Annotated in this window: 17 protein-coding genes; 13 read left to right on the top strand and 4 right to left on the bottom strand. The window is 60.6% G+C overall.

The genetic code is table 11. From position 1 onward, the window contains the following. Positions 1 to 66: 66 nt before the first annotated feature. Positions 67 to 1122, bottom strand: a complete 1056-nt coding sequence (gene bioB / locus KO536_RS21015) for a biotin synthase BioB (RefSeq protein WP_219262859.1) — start codon at positions 1120 to 1122, stop codon at positions 67 to 69. 87 nt (positions 1123 to 1209) lie between these two features. Here bioB and KO536_RS21010 point away from each other — a divergent pair, with 87 nt between their 5' ends. The 5 genes from KO536_RS21010 (at position 1210) to rarD (ending at position 7027) form a co-directional block, all read left to right on the top strand. Continuing rightward, positions 1210 to 1950: a ComF family protein gene (locus KO536_RS21010; RefSeq protein ID WP_219262858.1), complete on the top strand. Its 741-nt coding sequence runs from the start codon at positions 1210 to 1212 to the stop codon at positions 1948 to 1950. Positions 1951 to 2007: 57 nt separating this feature from the next. Continuing rightward, on the top strand, positions 2008 to 2772 hold the full coding sequence (locus KO536_RS21005; RefSeq protein WP_219262857.1) for a TOBE domain-containing protein: 765 nt from the start codon (positions 2008 to 2010) through the stop codon (positions 2770 to 2772). A gap of 95 nt (positions 2773 to 2867) precedes the next feature. After that, complete coding sequence (locus KO536_RS21000; RefSeq protein WP_219262856.1) at positions 2868 to 4769, top strand: PhoX family phosphatase; 1902 nt, start codon at positions 2868 to 2870, stop codon at positions 4767 to 4769. Between the two features lie 192 nt (positions 4770 to 4961). Continuing rightward, complete coding sequence (locus KO536_RS20995) at positions 4962 to 5936, top strand: serine/threonine protein kinase (RefSeq protein ID WP_219262855.1); 975 nt, start codon at positions 4962 to 4964, stop codon at positions 5934 to 5936. Between the two features lie 203 nt (positions 5937 to 6139). After that, complete coding sequence (gene rarD / locus KO536_RS20990) at positions 6140 to 7027, top strand: EamA family transporter RarD (protein ID WP_133075269.1); 888 nt, start codon at positions 6140 to 6142, stop codon at positions 7025 to 7027. A 10-nt stretch (positions 7028 to 7037) separates the two neighbouring features. Here rarD and KO536_RS20985 read toward each other — a convergent pair whose 3' ends face one another. Beyond that, positions 7038 to 7556 carry a glycine cleavage system protein R gene (locus KO536_RS20985; RefSeq protein ID WP_019823006.1) on the bottom strand — a complete coding sequence of 173 codons (519 nt, stop codon included), beginning with the start codon at positions 7554 to 7556 and terminating at the stop codon, positions 7038 to 7040. Positions 7557 to 8014: 458 nt separating this feature from the next. On the opposite strand from KO536_RS20985, the gene KO536_RS20980 reads away from it, so the two are divergent. After that, positions 8015 to 10192 (top strand): malate synthase G, encoded by a 2178-nt coding sequence (locus KO536_RS20980; protein ID WP_219262854.1) that lies wholly within the window; start codon positions 8015 to 8017, stop codon positions 10190 to 10192. 74 nt (positions 10193 to 10266) lie between these two features. Here KO536_RS20980 and KO536_RS20975 read toward each other — a convergent pair whose 3' ends face one another. Then, positions 10267 to 10707, bottom strand: a complete 441-nt coding sequence (locus tag KO536_RS20975) for a response regulator (protein ID WP_133075267.1) — start codon at positions 10705 to 10707, stop codon at positions 10267 to 10269. 294 nt (positions 10708 to 11001) lie between these two features. Between KO536_RS20975 and KO536_RS20970 the strand changes: the two genes are divergently transcribed. The 7 genes from KO536_RS20970 (at position 11002) to KO536_RS20940 (ending at position 19231) form a co-directional block, all read left to right on the top strand. After that, positions 11002 to 12936: a putative nucleotidyltransferase substrate binding domain-containing protein gene (locus KO536_RS20970; protein ID WP_219262853.1), complete on the top strand. Its 1935-nt coding sequence runs from the start codon at positions 11002 to 11004 to the stop codon at positions 12934 to 12936. Continuing rightward, a complete protein-coding gene (locus KO536_RS20965; RefSeq protein WP_219262852.1) occupies positions 12933 to 13643 on the top strand; it encodes a PolC-type DNA polymerase III in 711 nt (236 codons plus the stop codon). The genes KO536_RS20970 and KO536_RS20965 overlap by 4 nt, the downstream gene beginning before the upstream one ends. 202 nt (positions 13644 to 13845) lie before the next feature. Then, positions 13846 to 14370: an RNA polymerase sigma factor gene (locus KO536_RS20960; protein ID WP_219262851.1), complete on the top strand. Its 525-nt coding sequence runs from the start codon at positions 13846 to 13848 to the stop codon at positions 14368 to 14370. After that, on the top strand, positions 14367 to 15344 hold the full coding sequence (locus KO536_RS20955) for a FecR family protein (RefSeq protein WP_219262850.1): 978 nt from the start codon (positions 14367 to 14369) through the stop codon (positions 15342 to 15344). Before KO536_RS20960 ends, KO536_RS20955 begins: the two co-directional genes overlap by 4 nt. Before the next feature lie 89 nt (positions 15345 to 15433). Further along, positions 15434 to 17869, top strand: a complete 2436-nt coding sequence (locus KO536_RS20950; protein ID WP_219262849.1) for a TonB-dependent siderophore receptor — start codon at positions 15434 to 15436, stop codon at positions 17867 to 17869. Positions 17870 to 17945: 76 nt separating this feature from the next. Beyond that, on the top strand, positions 17946 to 19058 hold the full coding sequence (locus tag KO536_RS20945) for a PepSY domain-containing protein (protein WP_219262848.1): 1113 nt from the start codon (positions 17946 to 17948) through the stop codon (positions 19056 to 19058). Beyond that, positions 19055 to 19231, top strand: coding sequence for a hypothetical protein (locus tag KO536_RS20940; protein ID WP_219262847.1), 177 nt, complete (start codon positions 19055 to 19057; stop codon positions 19229 to 19231). The genes KO536_RS20945 and KO536_RS20940 overlap by 4 nt, the downstream gene beginning before the upstream one ends. A gap of 94 nt (positions 19232 to 19325) precedes the next feature. On the opposite strand, the gene KO536_RS20935 is transcribed toward KO536_RS20940, so the two are convergent. Next, positions 19326 to 19826, bottom strand: a complete 501-nt coding sequence (locus KO536_RS20935; protein ID WP_133075259.1) for an ATP-dependent zinc protease — start codon at positions 19824 to 19826, stop codon at positions 19326 to 19328. Positions 19827 to 19866 lie beyond the last annotated feature (40 nt).

The following is a 19866-nucleotide window of genomic DNA, read 5'->3' as shown; positions in this document are numbered from 1 at the left end:
CGAAGCGGCCCCGGCTTCGGTATTGAAAGCTAAGGTCCTGCGGCAGCGGCTACGGGAATGTGTGGGTTAAACCACAGCGTTATAAAACTGCTCGCTGGATTTCTGATCCCTGAGCGCATGCTCGATCACGGCCTGATGCACCTCGTCCGCATGGTCTTCACCCGCCTCGGGCAAGATGCCCAGACGGCTGAACAGCTGCATGTCCTTGTCCGCCTGAGGGTTGGCCGTGGTCAGCAATTTGTCGCCGTAGAAAATCGAGTTGGCCCCGGCAAAGAACGCCAGTGCCTGCATTTGCTCGTTCATTGCCTCACGGCCCGCCGACAGGCGTACATGGCTGTGCGGCATCATGATCCGCGCCACCGCCAGCATGCGGATGAAGTCAAACGGGTCGATGTCTTCTGCGTTTTCCATCGGCGTGCCGGCCACTTTCACCAGCATGTTGATCGGCACCGACTCGGGGTGCTCAGGCAGATTGGCCAACTGGATCAGCAGGTTGGCGCGGTCGTCCAGCGACTCGCCCATGCCCAGAATCCCGCCGGAGCAGATTTTCATCCCGCTATCACGCACGTAACTCAAGGTTTGCAGGCGTTCGCTGTAAGTACGGGTGGTGATGATGCTGGTGTAGAACTCGGGCGAGGTGTCGAGGTTGTGGTTGTAGTAATCCAGACCTGCGTGGGCCAACGCTGCGGTTTGCTCCTGATCGAGCTTGCCCAGGGTCATGCAGGTTTCCAGCCCCATGGCCTTCACCCCTTTGACCATTTCCAGTACGTAGGGCATGTCTTTGGCCGACGGGTGCTTCCACGCGGCGCCCATGCAGAAACGGGTAGCGCCGATGGACTTGGCCCGCTGTGCTTCTTCCAGCACCTTCTGCACCTGCATCAACTTCTCTTTAGCCAGGCCAGTGTTGTAGTGGCCCGACTGCGGACAATATTTGCAATCTTCCGGGCAGGCGCCGGTCTTGATCGACAGCAGCGTCGAAACCTGTACCCGGTTGGCATTGAAGTGCTTGCGATGAACGGTCTGCGCTTCGAAAAGCAGGTCATTGAAGGGCTGGGTAAACATCGCCCGGACCTCGGCTAAAGACCAATCATGTCGCACGTTGGCAAGGCTGCTGGCGCTCATCGGCGTTTCTCTTGTTTATGCTTAGACTTGAACCTGAGGCAAACGCCCCAGGCACGGCACGGATGTCGGCATGTTTAAGGATGTGACATGAACTGTCAACCACAATGGATCAAGCTGGTTTACATCTGGTTATTTAATAACCAATCCTGTTTGTTGTGTGATGAGCACTGCTGCACACCCTATGCCCTGTGTGCCGCCTGCGAACTGGAATTGCCCTGGCTGGTTGATCGCTGCAAGCGCTGCGCATTGCCATTACCGATGGCCGGGCTGGTATGCGCCCACTGCATCAAGCAGCCGCCAGCCTATGAGCAAGTGCATGCACCCTGGGTGTACGGCTTTCCGATCGACAGTCTGATCATCCGTTTCAAACATCACAGCAAGTGGCCTTATGGACGACTTTTAGCCGAACTTCTCGGCCAATCGCTGCTCGATGCCTTCAACTCCGGCAGCCCGCGACCCGACTTCCTGCTGCCGGTGCCCTTGTCCAGCAAACGTCTGCGCCAGCGCGGCTATAACCAGGCCGCCCTGCTCGCCCAGTGGCTAAGTGCTGCGCTGAACATCCCTCGACACGAGCACTGGCTGCTGCGTACCCAGGACACGGACGCGCAACAAGTCCTGGACGCCAAAAACCGCAAGCGCAACGTGTTGCAAGCATTCAGGCTGGCACCGGGCGTGCAGGTCACCGGGTTGCACCTGGCGCTGGTAGATGACGTGCTGACCACCGGCGCCACGGCGCAGAGCCTGGCCCGGCTGCTGGTCAAGGCCGGGGCCAGGCGGGTCGATGTGTATTGCCTGGCCCGCACGCCAAAACCCGACGGGCCTCCTTGACGCCACCCGGTTGAGCAGGCACTTTCCGGGCACGTCCTGCCTTGTGAATTCTCCGTCATGCACCTGCCCGCCCTCCTCGCCCAACACATGGTCCGTCGCCCGCAACGCATCGCGCTGCTGCAGCACATTGTTGACCAAGGCTCGATCACGGCCGCCGCCAAAAGCGCCGGTATCAGCTACAAAGCCGCGTGGGATGCCATTGATGAACTGAACAACCTGGCGCAAACCCCCTTGGTTGAGCGCAGCATCGGCGGCAAAGGCGGCGGCGGCGCTCGACTGTCCGTGGCCGGTGAGCGGGTGTTGCGGCTATATCAGCGTCTGCAGGCGCTGCAAACCCAGGTGCTGGACGCCGCCGAAGACATTCAGGACCTCGACCTGCTGGGACGCCTGATGCTGCGCACCAGCGCCCGCAACCAGTTGCACGGCACCGTCATTGCCATCCACCGCCACGGCCATAACGATCTGATTCAGCTGGAACTGCCCGGTGGCCTGACCCTTCACGCACAAATCACCCGCGACAGCACCCTGCGCCTGGAACTGGCAATCGGCAGCCAGGCAGTGGCGTTGATCAAGGCAGGCTGGCTGCAACTGCAGGATGCCGCATCCCCTTCCAACGCCGAGCACAATCACCTGCACGGACGCATCGAGCAGATCCTGCACATCGACAACGGCCCCAGCGAAGTCCGTATCACCCTGCCCAGCGGCCAGACCCTGTGTGCCCTGACCGAACCGCAACACCTCGAAACACTTGGGCTGACCGAGGGTAGCGAGGCCCAAGTGCACTTTGCGCCATCGCTGGTATTGCTGGGCACCGCGCTGTAAGTGTCACCAGCTCCCGCATCCGCTCCCGACTGAAACATCTCTGTCATACCCGCTGCTTATGGTGTTTGCCAAAACCGTCAAGAGCCAAGCCAGCCATGAGCCTATTAGAAGAAAACCAATCCACCGACCTTGAGCAGATCATTGGCCTGAGTCGTCGCGGCTTTATCAGTGCTGGCGCCCTGTGCGGCGCAGCGATGTTTCTAGGCGGTGGCCTGCTCAGTCGCAGTGCCCTGGCAGCCGGTGTCAGCGCCGCCAACAGCAACCTGCTGGGCTTCGACAGCATCAATGCGGCCACCACTGACACCATCAGCCTGCCACCCGGCTATCGCTCCTCGGTGCTCATCAGTTGGGGGCAGCCGCTGCAAGCCGACGGCCCGGTGTTTGATCCTTCCGGCAACGGCACTGCCAGCGCCCAGGAAGTACAGTTTGGCGACAACAACGACGGCATGAGCCTGTTCGCCTTCGCGGATGATCCGAACCGCGCCCTGATGGCGATCAACAACGAATACACCAACTACCGCTACCTCTTCCCCCATGGCGGTTCACCTGTTTCTGCAGAAGAAGTGCACAAGGCCCAGGCCACTGAAGGCGTGTCGGTGATCGAGATCCAGCGCAAGGGCGACGGCTGGCAGTTTGTCCAGGGCTCTCCCTTCAACCGACGTATCCACGCCAACACGCCCATTCGCCTGAGCGGCCCCGCTGCCGGTCATGAGTTGCTGCGCACCCAGGCCGACGCGACCGGCACCCGCGCACTGGGCACCTTCCAGAACTGCGCCAATGGCAAAACCCCGTGGGGCACCTACCTGACCTGCGAAGAAAACTTCACCGATTGCTTCGGCAGCTCCGACCCGAAGCAAGCGTTCGATGCCGCGCAAAAGCGCTATGGCGTGGTCGCGGCCAGCAAAGACATCAACTGGCACCAGCACGACCCGCGCTTCGATATGGCACTCAACCCCAACGAACTCAATCGCCACGGCTGGGTCGTTGAAATCGATCCGTTCGACCCGCTTTCAACACCGGTCAAACGCACCGCACTGGGCCGTTTCAAACACGAAAACGCCGCCCTGGCCGAAACCGGCGACGGCCGTGCCGTGGTGTACATGGGCGACGACGAGCGCGGCGAGTTCATCTACAAATTCATCAGCCGCGACAAGATCGACCACCAGAACCCCAAGGCCAATCGCGACCTGCTGGACCACGGCACGCTGTATGTGGCGCGCTTTGACGCTGGCGACAGCAACCCTGATCGCCCCAAGGGTCACGGTCAGTGGATTGAACTGACCCACGGCAAAAACGGCGTTGATGCCGCGAACGGCTTTGCCAGCCAGGCCGACGTGTTGATCCATGCACGCATGGCCGCCAGCGCCGTCGGCGCCACCCGCATGGACCGCCCGGAATGGATCGTGGTCAGCCCCAAGGACGGCCAGGTCTATTGCACCCTGACCAACAACGTCAAGCGCGGCGAAGACGGGCAACCGGTCGGCGGCCCCAATCCCCGTGAGAAAAACGTCTACGGGCAGATCCTGCGCTGGAAAGCGCGCAATGCCGATCACGGCTCAGACACCTTCGACTGGGACCTGTTCGTCGTGGCGGGCAATCCGGCCGTTCACGGTAAACAACCCAAGGGCGGCTCCGCCAATATCAACCCGCAGAACATGTTCAACAGCCCCGACGGCCTGGGATTCGATGACGCAGGGCGCCTGTGGATCCTGACCGACGGTGATGCCAGCAACAGCGGCGACTTTGCAGGCATGGGCAATAACCAGATGCTGTGCGCCGACCCGGTCAGCGGTGAAATCCGCCGTTTTATGGTTGGCCCGGTGGGCTGCGAAGTCACCGGTATCAGCTTCTCGCCCGACCACAAAACCTTGTTCGTGGGCATTCAGCACCCTGGCGAGAACGGCGGTTCCACCTTCCCCGAACACCTGCCCAACGGCAAACCGCGCTCATCGGTCATGGCCATCAGCCGGGAAGACGGCGGTATCGTCGGCGCGTAAAAGCTTGAACCCGCTTTTGTGGGAGCGGGCTTGCCCGCGACAGTGTCGACGCGGTTTGCCTGATACACCGCAAGGACTGCATCGCGACCAAGCCCGCTCCCACAGGCCGGTGCATTAACCTGCCCTTCCATACCCCGGTCTGCGCTAACATGCATGGCCGGACGCGGCAGCCTGCTGCGCGCAGGAGTCAGCATGTCTCATCCGTTTGCAACACTTACCCCTGATCTGGTGCTCGACGCCGTCGAGAGCATCGGCTTCCTGAGCGACGCCCGTGTGCTCGCGCTCAACAGCTACGAAAATCGCGTGTACCAGGTAGGTATCGAAGACTCGGAACCGCTGATCGCCAAATTCTATCGACCGCAGCGCTGGACCAACGAAGCCATCCTCGAAGAACACCGTTTCACCTTCGAACTGGCCGAGCTTGATGTCCCGGTGGTCGCACCGATGATTCACAACGGTGAAAGCCTGTTCGAACACGCAGGTTTCCGCTTCACCCTGTTTCCACGCCGAGGTGGCCGCGCGCCAGAACCGGGCAATCTCGACCAGCTGTATCGCCTCGGGCAACTGCTCGGTCGCCTGCATGCCGTAGGCGCGACCAAGCCGTTCGAGCACCGCGAAGCACTGGGGGTGAAAAACTTCGGTCACGACTCGCTGACCACCCTGCTTGAAGGCAACTTCATTCCGCGCAGCCTGCTCCCGGCCTACGAGTCCGTCGCCCGCGACCTGCTCAAGCGGGTCGAAGACGTCTACGCCGCCACCCCCCACACCAGCATCCGCATGCACGGCGATTGCCACCCCGGCAACATGATGTGCCGCGACGAAGTGTTCCATATCGTCGACCTCGACGATTGCCGCATGGGCCCTGCAGTGCAGGACCTGTGGATGATGCTGGCCGGGGATCGCCAGGAATGCCTGGGCCAGCTGTCAGAGCTGATGGACGGCTACAGCGAGTTCCATGACTTCAACCCCCGCGAACTGGCGCTGATCGAGCCGCTGCGCGCCTTGCGCCTGATGCACTACAGCGCCTGGCTGGCTCGGCGCTGGGACGACCCGGCCTTCCCCCACAGCTTCCCGTGGTTTGGCAGCGAGCGTTATTGGGGCGACCAGATCCTGGCATTGCGCGAGCAGCTTTCGGCATTGAATGAAGAGCCGCTGAAGCTGTTTTAAGAAAGCCGGGTGAACACTGTAGTCGCTGCCGAAGGCTGCGAAGGGCTGCGAAGCAACCCGTTTTCCCGGGAGCGCCGGCCACCCCTCGCAGCCTTCGGCAGCGACTACAGAAAACGTCCCGCCTCACACCGGACACGCCTGCAAAACCTGCTTACACTCACAGCTTCTTCCGTGTCTGTTAGTTGCCTAAGCAAGGATTCTGCATGCAAGCCGCAAACCCGCGTCGCGGGTATATTTTAGGCCTCACGGCCTATGTCATCTGGGGCCTTTTCCCGCTCTACTTCAAACTGCTGGCCAGCGTTCCGGCTGCCGAAATCATCGTGAACCGGGTGCTCTGGTCCGCGTTGTTCGGTTCACTGTTGCTACTGGTGTGGAAACACCCCGGCTGGTGGCAGGAACTGCGCGACAACCCCAAGCGCATTGGCGTTTTGACCTTCAGTGGCCTGCTGATTGCCGCCAACTGGCTGACGTATGTGTGGGCCGTGAACAACGACCGCATGCTCGAAGCCAGCCTGGGGTACTACATCAACCCACTGGTCAACGTATTGCTCGGCATGTTGTTGCTGGGGGAACGCCTGCGCCGCCTGCAGTGGATTGCAGTGGGCCTGGCCGTTGTCGGTGTGGCACAACAGGTATGGCAAGTGGGCAGTCTGCCCTGGGTGTCCCTGGCGCTGGCACTGAGCTTCGGTTTTTACGGGCTGATCCGCAAACAGGCCCCGGTCAAGGCATTGCCGGGGCTCGTGGTCGAAACATGGATTCTGGTCCCGGTGGCCATCGTCTGGTTGCTGCTGCACCCCGAGGCCAACAGCGCCCATGCCGACTTCTGGAGCACCTCAGAGGCCTGGTTGCTGGTCGCCGCAGGCCCGGCCACGCTGATACCCCTGGTGTGTTTCAACGCCGCCGCACGGCATCTGCCCTACACAACCCTGGGCTTTATGCAGTACATCGCGCCGACGCTGGTCTTGATTCTGGCGGTATCGGTTTACGGCGAGCACTTGTCCGAAAGCACCTTGATCGCCTTTGCATTTATCTGGGCCGGCCTGGTGGTGTACAGCCTCGATGCCTGGTTCAGCCTGCGCAAGCGCAGCTGAACCGGCGACGTTACTCCTCGGTGCTGAACTTCAAATCCACCAGCAGCTCATCCGCCAGGGTTTCCAGACGTTTTTGCAGCACATCCAGGGACAAGGTCAGGGGCACCGCCAAAATGGCCTCGGCATGAAACAGCGGCTCGTTGCTCATCGGCGCGGGCCGCACGTCTGTCACCAGCCGCTCCAGACTCACGCCCTGCTCCGTCAGCACCCGGGTGATGTCGCGCACAATGCCGGGGCGGTCGTTGCCCACCAGCTCCATGGCGATGGGCTTCCAGGTGCAGGACTGCTCGATGCCGCTTTCGGCAATCAACACCCGAATCCCTTCCTTGCCCAGATGCTGCAACGCATCGACCAGCTCATCGTGAGCTTCGGCGGGCACACCCACGCGCAGGATTCCGGCAAATTGCCCGGCCATGCGCGACATTCGACTCTCCAGCCAGTTACCGCCATGCTCGGCGATGCATTGAGCAATGCGCTCGACCTGCCCGGCCTTGTCCTGGGCAAACACCGTAATCACAAGATGGTTCATGGCGGGGGTCTCTCTTGTTGGGGGGATCGAATGAGTATAGGCCGCCATCAAATGCTCGTAGTCGCTGCCGAGGGCTGCGAAGCGGGTTGTGTCGCTCTATGGAAAACGGGTTGCTCCGCAACCCTTCGCAGCCTTCGGCAGCGACTACACAGATAAAACCCGATCGCTAAACATTAAATTGTGTACTGTTTTTAGAATTATCTGGAACAACCTGCATGTTTCTTGAGAACATCCTGTTCTTCTGCGTGACCGATAGCGTAAAAACGGTCGCAGAACGACGTGATTGGTCTGATTTTCACATCTGCAATTGATCATGTAGTATGCCTCGGCGACCACTACATAACTTGCAACATGGTCCGCCAAGGTGTCTGCTGTACCCCGTCCAACCCCGCCAGCATGAGCCACGCGGTGTTTTAAGAAGCGCTCCAGGCTTTAAATAAAAATGAGTGAGGCAAGCAATGACTGAACACGTTCACGTCGGTGGCCTGCAGGTCGCCAAAGTCCTGTTCGACTTCGTAAACAACGAAGCTATCCCCGGTACCGGCCTCACCGCCGATCAGTTCTGGGCCGGTGCCGACAAGGTCATCAATGACCTGGCACCCAAGAACAAAGCACTGCTCGCCAAACGCGATGATTTGCAGGCGCGGATCGACGCCTGGCACCAGGCTCAGGCCGGCAAGGCCCATGACGCCGTGGCTTATAAAGCCTTCCTCCAGGATATTGGGTATCTGCAGCCAGAAGCCGCAGATTTCCAGGCAACGACACAAAACGTCGATGACGAAATCGCCCGCATGGCAGGCCCGCAATTAGTCGTGCCGGTCATGAATGCGCGCTTCGCCCTCAACGCTTCGAACGCCCGCTGGGGCTCGCTGTACGACGCGCTGTACGGCACCGATGCCATCAGCGAAGCCGATGGCGCCACCAAGGGTCGCGGCTACAACAAGGTTCGCGGCGACAAGGTCATCGCCTTCGCCCGCGCCTTTCTCGACGAAGCCGCGCCTCTGGCCAGCGGCACTCACGTTGACTCCACCGGCTACGCCATCGTTGACGGCGCCTTGCAGGTCACCCTCAAGGGCGGCGCCAGCACCGGCCTGCGCGACACCGCGCAACTGATCGGCTACCACGGCTCAACCGCGGCACCGACCGCCGTGCTGCTCAAGCACAACGGCCTGCACTTCGAAATCCAGATCGATGCCGCAAGCCCTGTCGGCCAGACCGATGCCGCAGGCGTCAAAGACGTGCTGATGGAAGCGGCCCTGACCACCATCATGGACTGCGAAGACTCGGTTGCCGCCGTTGATGCCGATGACAAGGTGGTGATCTACCGCAACTGGCTGGGCCTGATGAAAGGCGACCTCAGCGAACAGGTGTCCAAGGGCGGCGAAACCTTCACCCGCACCATGAACCCGGACCGCGAGTACACCGCGCCAAATGGCGGTACCGTCAGCCTGCACGGCCGCTCGCTGTTGTTCGTACGCAACGTGGGTCACCTGATGACCATCGATGCGATCCTCGACAAGGACGGCAACGAAGTACCCGAAGGCATCCTCGACGGCCTGCTGACCAGCCTGGCCGCGATCCACAGCCTCAACGGCAAGGCCACGCGCAGCAACAGCCGCACCGGTTCGGTCTACATCGTCAAACCGAAGATGCACGGCGCTGAAGAAGCCGCGTTCACCAACGAGCTGTTCGGCCGTATCGAAGACGTACTCAAGTTGCCACGCAACACGCTCAAAGTCGGGATCATGGACGAAGAGCGGCGCACCACGATCAACCTCAAGGCGTGCATCAAGGCTGCCAGCGAGCGCGTGGTGTTCATCAACACCGGTTTCCTGGATCGTACTGGCGATGAGATTCATACCTCGATGGAAGCCGGGCCGATGGTGCGCAAGGCCGACATGAAAGCCGAGAAGTGGATTTCGGCCTACGAAAACAACAACGTCGATGTCGGCTTGAGCACTGGCCTGCAAGGCCGTGCGCAAATTGGCAAAGGCATGTGGGCCATGCCCGACCTGATGGCCGCGATGCTGGAGCAGAAAATCGCTCACCCGCTGGCCGGTGCCAACACCGCCTGGGTGCCATCGCCGACCGCCGCCGCCTTGCACGCGCTGCACTACCACAAGGTTGACGTGTTCGCCCGTCAGGCCGAACTGGCCAAGCGCGCCCCTGCGTCGGTGGACGATATCCTGACCATCCCGCTGGCAGTGAACCCCCAGTGGACGCCGGAACAGATCCAGAACGAACTGGACAACAACTCCCAGGGCATCCTGGGCTACGTGGTGCGCTGGATCGACCAGGGCGTAGGTTGTTCGAAGGTGCCGGATATTAACGACATCGGCCTGATGGAAGACCGTGCCACGCTGCGTATTTCCAGCCAGCACATCGCCAACTGGCTGCGTCATGACATCGTCAGCGAAACCCAGGTCCTGGAAAGCCTCAAGCGCATGGCGCCTGTGGTCGATCGTCAAAACGCCAACGACGCGCTGTACCGTCCGCTGGCGCCAAACTTCGACAGCAACATCGCCTTCCAGGCGGCCATCGAACTGGTGATCGAAGGCACCCAGCAGCCAAACGGCTACACCGAGCCGGTACTGCACCGTCGTCGTCGCGAGTTCAAGGCCAAAAACGGCCTGTAACCCGTCACGATAAAAAAAGCCCCGAACATTCGGGGCTTTTTTTATTGCCTTGACCCACCTTCCCGCAGCAAGCCCTAGATCCCCAGTTCCTGACGGATCAGCTTGAGCAACTTGGCGGTATCAATCGGCTTGAGCAGAAAGTCCACCACATGCAGATGCATGGCATCGATGGCATCGCGCACACTCGCATCCCCCGACATGATGATAATCGGCAAGGTGGCCTGATCCGACTCGCGCACTTTGCGAATCAAGTGCAAGCCATCGTGGGGCAGCATGCGTAAATCGGTGATCATCAGGTTAATCGGCTTGTCCGATGCCAACAGCGCCAGCGCCTGCTCTTCATTGCTGGCCGTGAGGCTTTCGATTGCATTGAGTTCCAGAAGCTCCGCCAACAACTCCCGAGCCACTGGATCGTCCTCAACAATCAACACACATGATGAAGCCGAAGCAGGGGTCAGCATGACCTCTTTCAAGGCCTCACGTTCGGCGTCAGTCAAAATGTCGTGCTCAGTCATATGTTTCTCTAAAGCAAACTTGTCGGCGAAATATCCTAAGAGCGTAGTCGGTTATCCCTGACCATTTGCCAATGTGCACTTAGCCATTCGCATTTCCAAGCCTTGCAGTACAAATAATGTACAAAAACCTGTCCGCCTTTTTGAAAGCCGTCTCAGAACCCTGGCCCCATAGACTTACGTCCAATGGGCACCCGCGTGCAGACCGCCGAGCATGAGGGATAGAAGTACGCCATGGGGCGAAGCCCTGTCCGGTCATAACAACAACGGTTAACCACCAACAACGCGGTATCAGTAATGAGTAAATCGGATGCGTTTCTCCAGGCAGGGAAAACCGCGGTGCTACAGAACATTCACGGCACCATGCAGTTTTTGCAGCGATTCCCGCCCTTTAACCAAATGGAAAACACTCACCTGGCGTATCTGGTCGAGCAGTGCCAACTGCGCTTCTATGCCCCCGGCGAAAGCATCATCCGACCGACCGACGGCCCGGTGGAACACTTCTATATCGTCAAGCAGGGCCGTGTGGTGGGCGAGCGCACCCACGTGGGCCGCGAAGAAGCCCAGACCACCTTCGAGATCACCGCTGGCGAGTGCTTCCCGCTTGCCGCCTTGCTGGGCGAGCGCGCCACCCGCACTGAACACCGCGCCGCCGAAGACACGTTTTGCCTGCAACTGAACAAACTCGCATTTATCAAACTGTTTGGCCTGTCCGACGAGTTCCGCGACTTTGCCCTGCGTGGCGTCAGCAGCCTGCTCGACAAGGTCAATCAGCAGGTTCAGCAAAAAGCGGCTGAAACCCTGGGCACCCAATACTCGCTCAATACCCGCCTGGGCGAACTGGCCATGCGCCACCCTGTGACCTGTGCGCCCACCGTCTCGCTGCGCGAAGCCGTACGGCTGATGCACGAACAGCAAGTGGGCAGCATTGTGATCGTCGACGAACACAAATCGCCCCTGGGGATTTTCACCCTGCGCGACCTGCGTCAGGTGGTGGCCAATGGCATTGAGGATTTTGCGCAAGCCATCGAACTGCACATGACACCCGACCCGTTCTACCTGAGCCCGGATAACAGCGCCTTCGACGCCGCCATCGCCATGACTGAACGGCACATTGCCCACGTGTGCCTGGTCAAGGACCAGCGCCTGTGTGGCGTGGTGTCCGAACGCGATCTGTTCTCTCTGCAACGGGTCGATCTGGTCCATCTGGCGCGCACCATCCGCCACGCGCCACGGCTGGATACCCTGATCAACCTGCGCGGTGAAATCGGCCAACTGGTGGAGCGCATGCTGGCCCACGGTGCGTCCTCCACGCAGATCACCCACATCATCACCCAGCTCAACGACCACACCGTATGCCGGGTAATCGAACTGGTGCTGGCTGACAAGGGCGACCCCGGCGTACCGTTTACCTGGCTGTGTTTTGGCAGTGAAGGCCGACGCGAGCAAACCCTGCACACCGACCAGGACAACGGCATTCTGTTCGAGGCCAGGGATGACGCCCAGGCCGCCGAGATTCGCCAGCGCCTGCTACCCATCGCCCAGCAGATCAACCAGCACTTGGCAGCCTGCGGCTTCACCCTGTGCAAGGGCAACATCATGGCCGGCAACCCCGACCTGTGCCTGTCACGCGCCGAGTGGGCCCGCCGTTTTGCCGCATTTATCCGCGAAGCCACCCCTGAAAACCTGCTGGCCTCCACCATTTATTTCGACCTGCGGGTGGTCTGGGGCGATGAACAGGGCTGTGAGCAACTGCGCCGCGGCATGCTTGGACAGGTCGCCGACAACCGTCTGTTCCAGCGCATGATGGCCGACAACGCACTGCGTCATCGCCCGCCCGTGGGGCGCTTTCGTGAGTTTGTGCTGGAACGCAAAGGCGGCGACAAGGCCACCCTCGACCTCAAGATCCAGGGCCTCACGCCTTTCGTTGACGGCGCGCGCTTGCTGGCGCTGGCCAACGGGGTCGAAGCCAACAATACCCTGGAACGTCTGCGCCAGCTGGTCACCCTGCACGTGATCGAGCCACTGGACGGGGCCGCCTATGAAGAGGCCTATCACTTCATCCAGCAAACCCGCATGCAGCAGCACCAGCTGCAAACCCGGGAAAACCGTGCGTACTCCAACCGCGTCGACCCTGACAGCCTCAACCAGCTGGACCGACGCATCCTGCGTGAAGCCCTGCGCCAGGCCCAGCGCCTGCAAAGCAGCCTGGCCCTGCGGTATCAGCTATGAGCCTGCTGTCATGGTTGTTGCCACGCAAAAAACCGGTGCTCAGCCTTGAGCAGCATCAGCGCCTGCTGCGACTGCCGACCGCCTGCGGGTTGAGCGAGACACCCATGCGCACGCAACGCTGGGTGGTGGTCGATCTGGAAACCACCGGCCTGAACCTCAATCGCGACCAAGTGCTGTCGATCGGTGCGGTGGTCATTGAGGACGGCGCCATTGACTTCAGCCAGGGGTTTGAACGCACCCTGCTGCGCCCCGACAACCCCTTGAGCCCCAGCATGTTGCTCCATGAGCTGGGGCCTGCCGCCATTGCCGCAGGCAGCGACCCGGTCGATGCCCTGCTCGACTTCATGGATTTTGTTGGCGACAGCCCGGTGCTGGCGTTCCATGCGCCGTTTGACCAGCACATGCTCGCCCGTGCCCTCAAGGACAGCCTGGGCTACCGCTTGCAGCATCCGTTTCTGGATGTGGCGGCACTGGCACCCATGCTTTGTCCCCAGGTGAATCTGCGCGAAGCCGGACTTGATCAATGGATCAACCACTTCAACCTGCAGGTCGAAGACCGCCACAACGCCAGCGCAGATGCCCTGGCCACCGCCGAACTGGCGTTGATCCTGTTCAGCCGTGCCCGCACCCAAGGCATCGACACCCCCCAGGCCCTGCAACAGCGGCTGAACCAGTGGCAACGGCGCAAGCAGATGCACGGTTTTTAATCTGTGGGAGCGGGCTTGCTCGCGATTCAAACAACCCGGTCCATCAGACACACCGCAGCGATTTCATCGCGAGCAAGCCCGCTCCCACAAAAAATGGTTTTTACCCCTCCCGGTCTGCCATCCGATGAGCGTCAATTGCGTAGGACCATTCCCTCTGACACAATCGCGAATAATTATCGTTAGTTAAAACTTGCCGTCGGTGATGTCTTTGTCGTCAGTCCAAAACCCACACAGTGAGCTGGTTGGAGCGCTTTATCGCGACCATCGCGGCTGGCTGCTGGCGTGGTTGCGGCGTAACGTGGCCTGCCCGCAGCGGGCCGAAGACCTGAGTCAGGACACGTTTGTGCGCCTGCTCGGCCGCCCAGGACTGCAAGCCCCCCGCGAACCACGGGCATTGCTGGCGGCCATCGCCAAGGGCCTGCTGTTCGACTATTTTCGCCGCGTGGCACTGGAGCAGGCCTGGCTCAACGAGCTGATGCTGATCCCCGAGGCCGAACACCCCTCACCCGAAGCCCAGCACCTGATCCTTGAAGACCTCAGGGCCATCGATCGCCTGCTGGGCAAGCTGTCGAGCAAGTCCCGTGCAGCCTTCCTTCACAGCCGTCTGGATGGACTGACCCACGCTGAAATCGCCGAACGCCTTGGCGTGTCTGTGCCCCGCGTACGCCAGTATCTGGCCCAGGGCATCCGCCAGTGCTATATCGCCTTGTATGGCGAACCGACATGAGCCAGGCCAACACCAAACCGGTTTCCTCTCAGGTGCTGGACGCCGCCATCGCCTGGCAGTTGTGCCTGGATTGCGGCAGCGGCAGTGCCGTGGAGCAGGCCGAATTTGCCAAGTGGTACAGCGCCAGCGAAGAACACGCCCGCGCGTGGCTGCAACTGGGCATGCTCGATCAGCGCTTCAGCACTACCAGCATCCCGGCGCGCAACGCCTTGCTCAATGCCCGCAACGGCGCACAGGGACAGGTGCGCAAAATCGGCAGTGGCCTGGCCAGTATCGCGCTGGTATGTGGGCTGGCCTTGTTCGCCGGTAAAAACTACCTGCCCATTGATTACTGGATGGCCGACCAGCGCACCGCCACCGGCGAACAACGCCAGTTGCGCCTGGCCGATGGCACGCTGCTCAACCTCAACACCCACAGCGCAGTCGATGTGCAGTTTGATGAAACGACCCGACGCATCATCCTGCAGGAAGGCGAGATCATGGTTGAGACCGGCCATGGCGACCCTCGACCGTTTATCGTGCAAACCCGCGACGGCAGCCTGCGCGCACTGGGCACACGGTTCATGGTCAAGCGCGAAGACGACGGCACGCGCCTGAGCGTGCTGCAATCGCGAGTCGAAGCACACCCAGAGAACAGCGCAGACCACATCATCTATAGCGAAGGCCAGCAGGTCCTGATGCGCCGCGACCACCTGGGCCAGATGCTCACCCTCAGCCCGGGGGCAGACGCCTGGACGCGGGGCATGCTGGTGCTGGACAACGTGCGCCTGGCCGACATGGTCAGCGAACTCAGTCGCTATCACGTCGGCCATCTGGGCGTAGGCCCCGAAGTCGCCGACCTGCGCATCACCGGCAGCTTTCCACTGAACAACATCGAACGGTCGCTCAATGCCTTGCAGCCGACCTTGCCAGTGCGTATCGAGCAACGTACCCCGTGGTGGATCACCGTCAGCGCCAAGCCGTCGGCGAACTGAATCTAAATTATTTTCAATCAGCCCTATCACTTTTCAACTCTCATCCGGCAGAGAGGCATCAGAAACATTTCCATTCAGGAACCCGCCGAATGTCCCGCTCCCTCGACACGTTGTTGCGCCCCAGCCTGTTAGCCATCGCCATCGCCCTCTGCGCCCCGTTGACCAGTACCGTTCTGGTTGCTGGCGAGCAGGCATCGTCTGCGCGCAGCTACAACCTGCCCGCCGGACCCTTGGCGGCCACCCTGAATCAGATCGCCAGCCAGGCCGGCATCACCCTGGCCATCGACTCGTCCTTGCTGGCGGGCAAAACTTCGGCGCCGGTCAAAGGTACGTTCGAGGCCACGACTGCATTGCGTGAAGCATTGCAGGGGAGCGGGTTGCAGCTGGTGCCCGGCACTGCTGGCAGCTTCACACTGATCGAAATCCCCCAGGGTGCGTTGGCCCTGGAGGCAACGACTATCTCTGGCCAGGGCAATTACGAAAGCGCCTGGGGCCCGGTTGATGGCTACCTGGCCCAGCGCACAGCGTCGGGCACCAAAACCGATACCTCTTTGGCAGAAGCTCCGCGCTCCATCTCCGTTGCCACACGCAGCCAGATGCAGGACAGGGCAGTGCAGAACCTGGATGACGCGGTGCGCTATATGCCCGGCGTTACGGCCAGCAGTTACGGCAGCGACAGCCGCTCGGAGTGGCTGAAGGTACGTGGTTTTGAACCGACCCAGTTTCTGGACGGCCTGCCGCTGCCCAAGGGTTCCTACACCATGCCCAAGCTGGAAACCTGGGACCTGGAGCGCGTAGCCCTGCTCCGTGGCCCGGCATCATCGGTTTACGGCCAGACACCTGCTGGCGGCTTGCTGGACATGGTCAGCCGTCGCCCGCAAGACACCCCAAGCCATGAAGTGCAGGTACAAGTCGGCAGCTACCAGCGCAAGCAGATCAGCTTCGACAGCACCGGCCCGATTGATGATGAAGGGCAATTCTTGTATCGAGTCAGCGGCGTGGTACGCGACAGCAACACTGCAATCGATCATAACGAAGACAAACGCTACAACATCGCGCCCAGCCTGACCTGGAACATCAACGAAGACACCAAGCTGACGTTCCTCAGCCAGTTCAATCGTGACGACACCGGCATCACCAGCCAGTTCTTGCCGATCCAGGGCACCAAAGTGGACTCACCAGCGGGCAAGGTGAAGTTTCACGAGAACCTGGGTGATCCAAAGTGGGAGTTCTACGACAAAACCTACTACGCACTCGGCTACGCCTTTGAGCACCGTTTTGATGATGTGTGGCAGTTCCGCCAGAACCTGCGCTACACAAAAAGTGATCTGTCCTTCCAGGGCATCACGGCAGGCGGTTATTACGGTTCGGTTGCCGACGACGGCACTCTGCAGCGCGGCGCCAACATCGTGAACGAGGACATCAGTCAATTCGCCGTGGATAACAACTTCCAGGCGGACTTCAACACCGGCACCCTCAAGCACACGGTACTGATCGGGCTCGACCACCAGCGCGTCAACACCAACTATAAATGGCAATACGGCGCTGCCCCGGCCAGCAACATAATCAACCCGATCTACGGGCAAGACTTCAGCAACGTCCAATACACCGCCTATAACGACTACAACCAGAAAACCCGTGATACCGGCCTCTACCTGCAAGACCAGATGGCGCTGGATAACTGGCGTTTGACCCTGGGCGGACGCCAGGACTGGCTGCACACCGACACCACGTTCTACAACGAAAACAACGCTCGCGACAAACGTGACGACAGCGCTTTCACCGGCAATGCCGCGCTGAGCTATGTGTTCGATTCAGGCTTCACACCTTACGTTTCCTATGCCGAATCGTTCCAGGCCGAGCCGGGTGGCTTTGGCGGCAAGGCCTTCAAACCCGGCACAGGCAAGCAATACGAAGTGGGTCTCAAGTACCAGCCACCCGGCACCGAGATGCTGTTCACGGCAGCCGTGTATGACCTGACCCGCAAAAACATTGTGCTCAGCGATACCCTGGGTGTCAGCCGACCACTGGGTGAAGCCAACGTACGCGGTGTAGAACTGGAGGCCGTGGGCAACGTCAACGACAACCTGAAGCTGACAGCCGCCTACACCTACGCCAACACCAAAATGACCAAGGTGTCCGACCCGCTGGACAAGAACCGTCCACTGCCACTGACGCCTGAACATCAGGCGTCCATCTGGGCTGACTACACCTGGCACAAAGGCGTGCTGGATGGCTTCGGCGTGGGCTTTGGCGCTCGCTACATTGGTGAAACCGACAACATTGCGATCGGCAGCATGGCCTATGTGCCGGATGCTTCCTACGGGCACACCGATGCTTACACCGTCTACGACGCAGCCGTGCATTACGACCTCTCCAAGGTCAGTAAAACGCTCAAGGGTGCCACGGTCTCGGTTAATGCCAACAACGTATTCGACAAGGAATACCTGTCGACCTGCGACGGTTTCTACTGCTACTACGGCGATCGCCGCAACGTAATGGCCAGCGTCAACTACAAGTGGTAACCCGCCAAGGGACACCTGACTCCTGTGGGAATGGGCTTGCCCGCTCCCACAGAGGGTTTACGCATTCAGGATTTTCATGAAAAGCAAAACCATCCGCCGCTGGTCCTTTGTCCACACCTGGACCAGCCTGATTTGCACCGCGTTTTTGCTGATGCTGGCTCTGACCGGTTTGCCGTTGATTTTTCACCATGAAATCGACCACCTGCTGGGCGATGCGCCGCAGGTCAAGGAACTGCCCTCCGACACCCCGACGCTCGACCTGCAACAACTGGTACGCGCCGCCGAAGCTCATCGGCCTGGCGAGGTCATGCAGTACTTCGGCTGGGAAGAAGACGAACCCAATGCCGTCCTCACGATCATGGCGGCCACCGCGGGCACCGAGCCCAACTCGTCCCACACCTTTATGCTCGATGCGCGCACCGGCGAGGCCATAGAGGTTCCGTCAGCCAATGGCGGGATCATGATGGTCATGCTGCGCCTTCACGTAGACATGTTCGCCGGGCTGCCCGGCAAGCTGCTGCTGGCCTTCATGGGTCTGCTGTTTGTGCTGGCGATCATCTCCGGCACGGTGCTGTATCTACCCTTCATGCGCCGCCACGAATTCGCGACGGTGCGCACCGACAAGTCCACCCGCTTGCGCTGGCTCGACCTGCACAACCTGCTTGGCGCCGTGACCCTGACCTGGGCCTTGGTGGTGGGCGTGACCGGCGTGATCAGCGCCTGCGCCGACCTGATCATCGCCGCCTGGCGCAATGACAGCCTCAGCGCCATGATCGAACCCTACCGCGAGGCCCCGCCCCTGACCCGTCTCGCCCCGGCCAGCCAACTGCTGGAGATCGCCGCAAAAGCCGCGCCCGACATGCGCCCGGACTTTATCGCCTTCCCCGGCACACGCTTCTCCAGCGAACACCATTACGCCGTATTCATGAAAGGCAGCACGCACCTGACCTCGCACCTGCTGACACCGGTATTGATCGATGCCAGCACCCTGGCCGTCACTGCGGTGGCCGGACGGCCGTGGTACATGGATGCGATGGGCATGTCCCAGCCGCTGCACTTTGGCGACTACGGCGGCATGCCGATGAAAGTCCTCTGGGCAGCCCTCGACCTGCTGACCATCGTGGTGCTCGCCAGCGGCTTGTACCTGTGGTGGGTGCGTCGACGTGCGGCCAGGGAGAACGCTCGATGAGGCCGCGTCAGTCGAACTTCTGGAAGGTGTTTTCCATCCCGCTGGCCATTGGGCTTGTGAGCGTGACCGGATTGTTCAGCGCGCTACTGGGTGACGGCGCGTGGGACATCTTGAGCTGGATCGGGCTGGGGATCCCGGTGTGGATCAGTGTGCGCGGTTTGCTCAAGCGCTGAGCAGGCGGGAGCTGGCTTGCCTGCGATGCAATCGACTCGGTCTTGCAGTTAAAGCGCGTCGATACCATCGCGAGCAAGCCCGCTCCCACCTAAATCAGCAATCGGGCTTGTCTGCCGTGTAACGACGGGCCGGGTTCACCGCGGCACCAAACTCGCGCAGCGCCTTGGCGCCGATCAGCAACGGATAGTTGAAGCTGCTGCGATCGGTGAGGTTGACCTCCACGGTGCGCTTGACGTTACCCAGGCACATCTCCAGGTCGACCACCGGGCGCTTGGCACTTTCGGGGACTTCTTTCTCATCATCTTCATCGGCGCGGCTCTTGATTTTGCTGATGCGCGCCACTTTATGCTCGTACACCTTGCTGCTCGCGCCTTCGGTCGCCAGTTGGAAGCGGACCCACTCGTCACCATCACGGGTAAAGGTCTGAATGTTCTTGGCCGACAGCGACGCCGTCAGGGCTCCGGTGTCCATCTTGGCTTTAAGGGTTTCACCAATTTCCGGCAACTTGATGTATTCGTAACGCCCGTACAGGGTCGGCTCGGCCGCCATCACCGGCAACGCCAATACAGACAGCAACACAAAAACAGACCTCATACGGGCACTTCCTTTTAAAGAGAATACGGTGTGAAAGTTG

This window comes from Pseudomonas sp. NKUCC02_KPG, from assembly GCF_019345465.1.
Taxonomy (GTDB): domain Bacteria; phylum Pseudomonadota; class Gammaproteobacteria; order Pseudomonadales; family Pseudomonadaceae; genus Aquipseudomonas.
Note: the sequence above shows the minus strand (reverse complement) of the source record. Positions and strands in the feature narration are given on the sequence as shown.

Bases quoted from the DNA above. Each gene is read 5' to 3' on its own strand.
- bioB (WP_219262859.1), bottom strand. From the start codon at position 1,122: ATGAGCGCCAGCAGCCTTGCCAACGTGCGACATGATTGGTCTTTAGCC.
- KO536_RS21010 (WP_219262858.1), top strand. From the start codon at position 1,210: ATGAACTGTCAACCACAATGGATCAAGCTGGTTTACATCTGGTTATTT.
- KO536_RS21005 (WP_219262857.1), top strand. From the start codon at position 2,008: ATGCACCTGCCCGCCCTCCTCGCCCAACACATGGTCCGTCGCCCGCAA.
- KO536_RS21000 (WP_219262856.1), top strand. From the start codon at position 2,868: ATGAGCCTATTAGAAGAAAACCAATCCACCGACCTTGAGCAGATCATT.
- KO536_RS20995 (WP_219262855.1), top strand. From the start codon at position 4,962: ATGTCTCATCCGTTTGCAACACTTACCCCTGATCTGGTGCTCGACGCC.
- rarD (WP_133075269.1), top strand. From the start codon at position 6,140: ATGCAAGCCGCAAACCCGCGTCGCGGGTATATTTTAGGCCTCACGGCC.
- KO536_RS20985 (WP_019823006.1), bottom strand. From the start codon at position 7,556: ATGAACCATCTTGTGATTACGGTGTTTGCCCAGGACAAGGCCGGGCAG.
- KO536_RS20980 (WP_219262854.1), top strand. From the start codon at position 8,015: ATGACTGAACACGTTCACGTCGGTGGCCTGCAGGTCGCCAAAGTCCTG.
- KO536_RS20975 (WP_133075267.1), bottom strand. From the start codon at position 10,707: ATGACTGAGCACGACATTTTGACTGACGCCGAACGTGAGGCCTTGAAA.
- KO536_RS20970 (WP_219262853.1), top strand. From the start codon at position 11,002: ATGAGTAAATCGGATGCGTTTCTCCAGGCAGGGAAAACCGCGGTGCTA.
- KO536_RS20965 (WP_219262852.1), top strand. From the start codon at position 12,933: ATGAGCCTGCTGTCATGGTTGTTGCCACGCAAAAAACCGGTGCTCAGC.
- KO536_RS20960 (WP_219262851.1), top strand. From the start codon at position 13,846: ATGTCTTTGTCGTCAGTCCAAAACCCACACAGTGAGCTGGTTGGAGCG.
- KO536_RS20955 (WP_219262850.1), top strand. From the start codon at position 14,367: ATGAGCCAGGCCAACACCAAACCGGTTTCCTCTCAGGTGCTGGACGCC.
- KO536_RS20950 (WP_219262849.1), top strand. From the start codon at position 15,434: ATGTCCCGCTCCCTCGACACGTTGTTGCGCCCCAGCCTGTTAGCCATC.
- KO536_RS20945 (WP_219262848.1), top strand. From the start codon at position 17,946: ATGAAAAGCAAAACCATCCGCCGCTGGTCCTTTGTCCACACCTGGACC.
- KO536_RS20940 (WP_219262847.1), top strand. From the start codon at position 19,055: ATGAGGCCGCGTCAGTCGAACTTCTGGAAGGTGTTTTCCATCCCGCTG.
- KO536_RS20935 (WP_133075259.1), bottom strand. From the start codon at position 19,826: ATGAGGTCTGTTTTTGTGTTGCTGTCTGTATTGGCGTTGCCGGTGATG.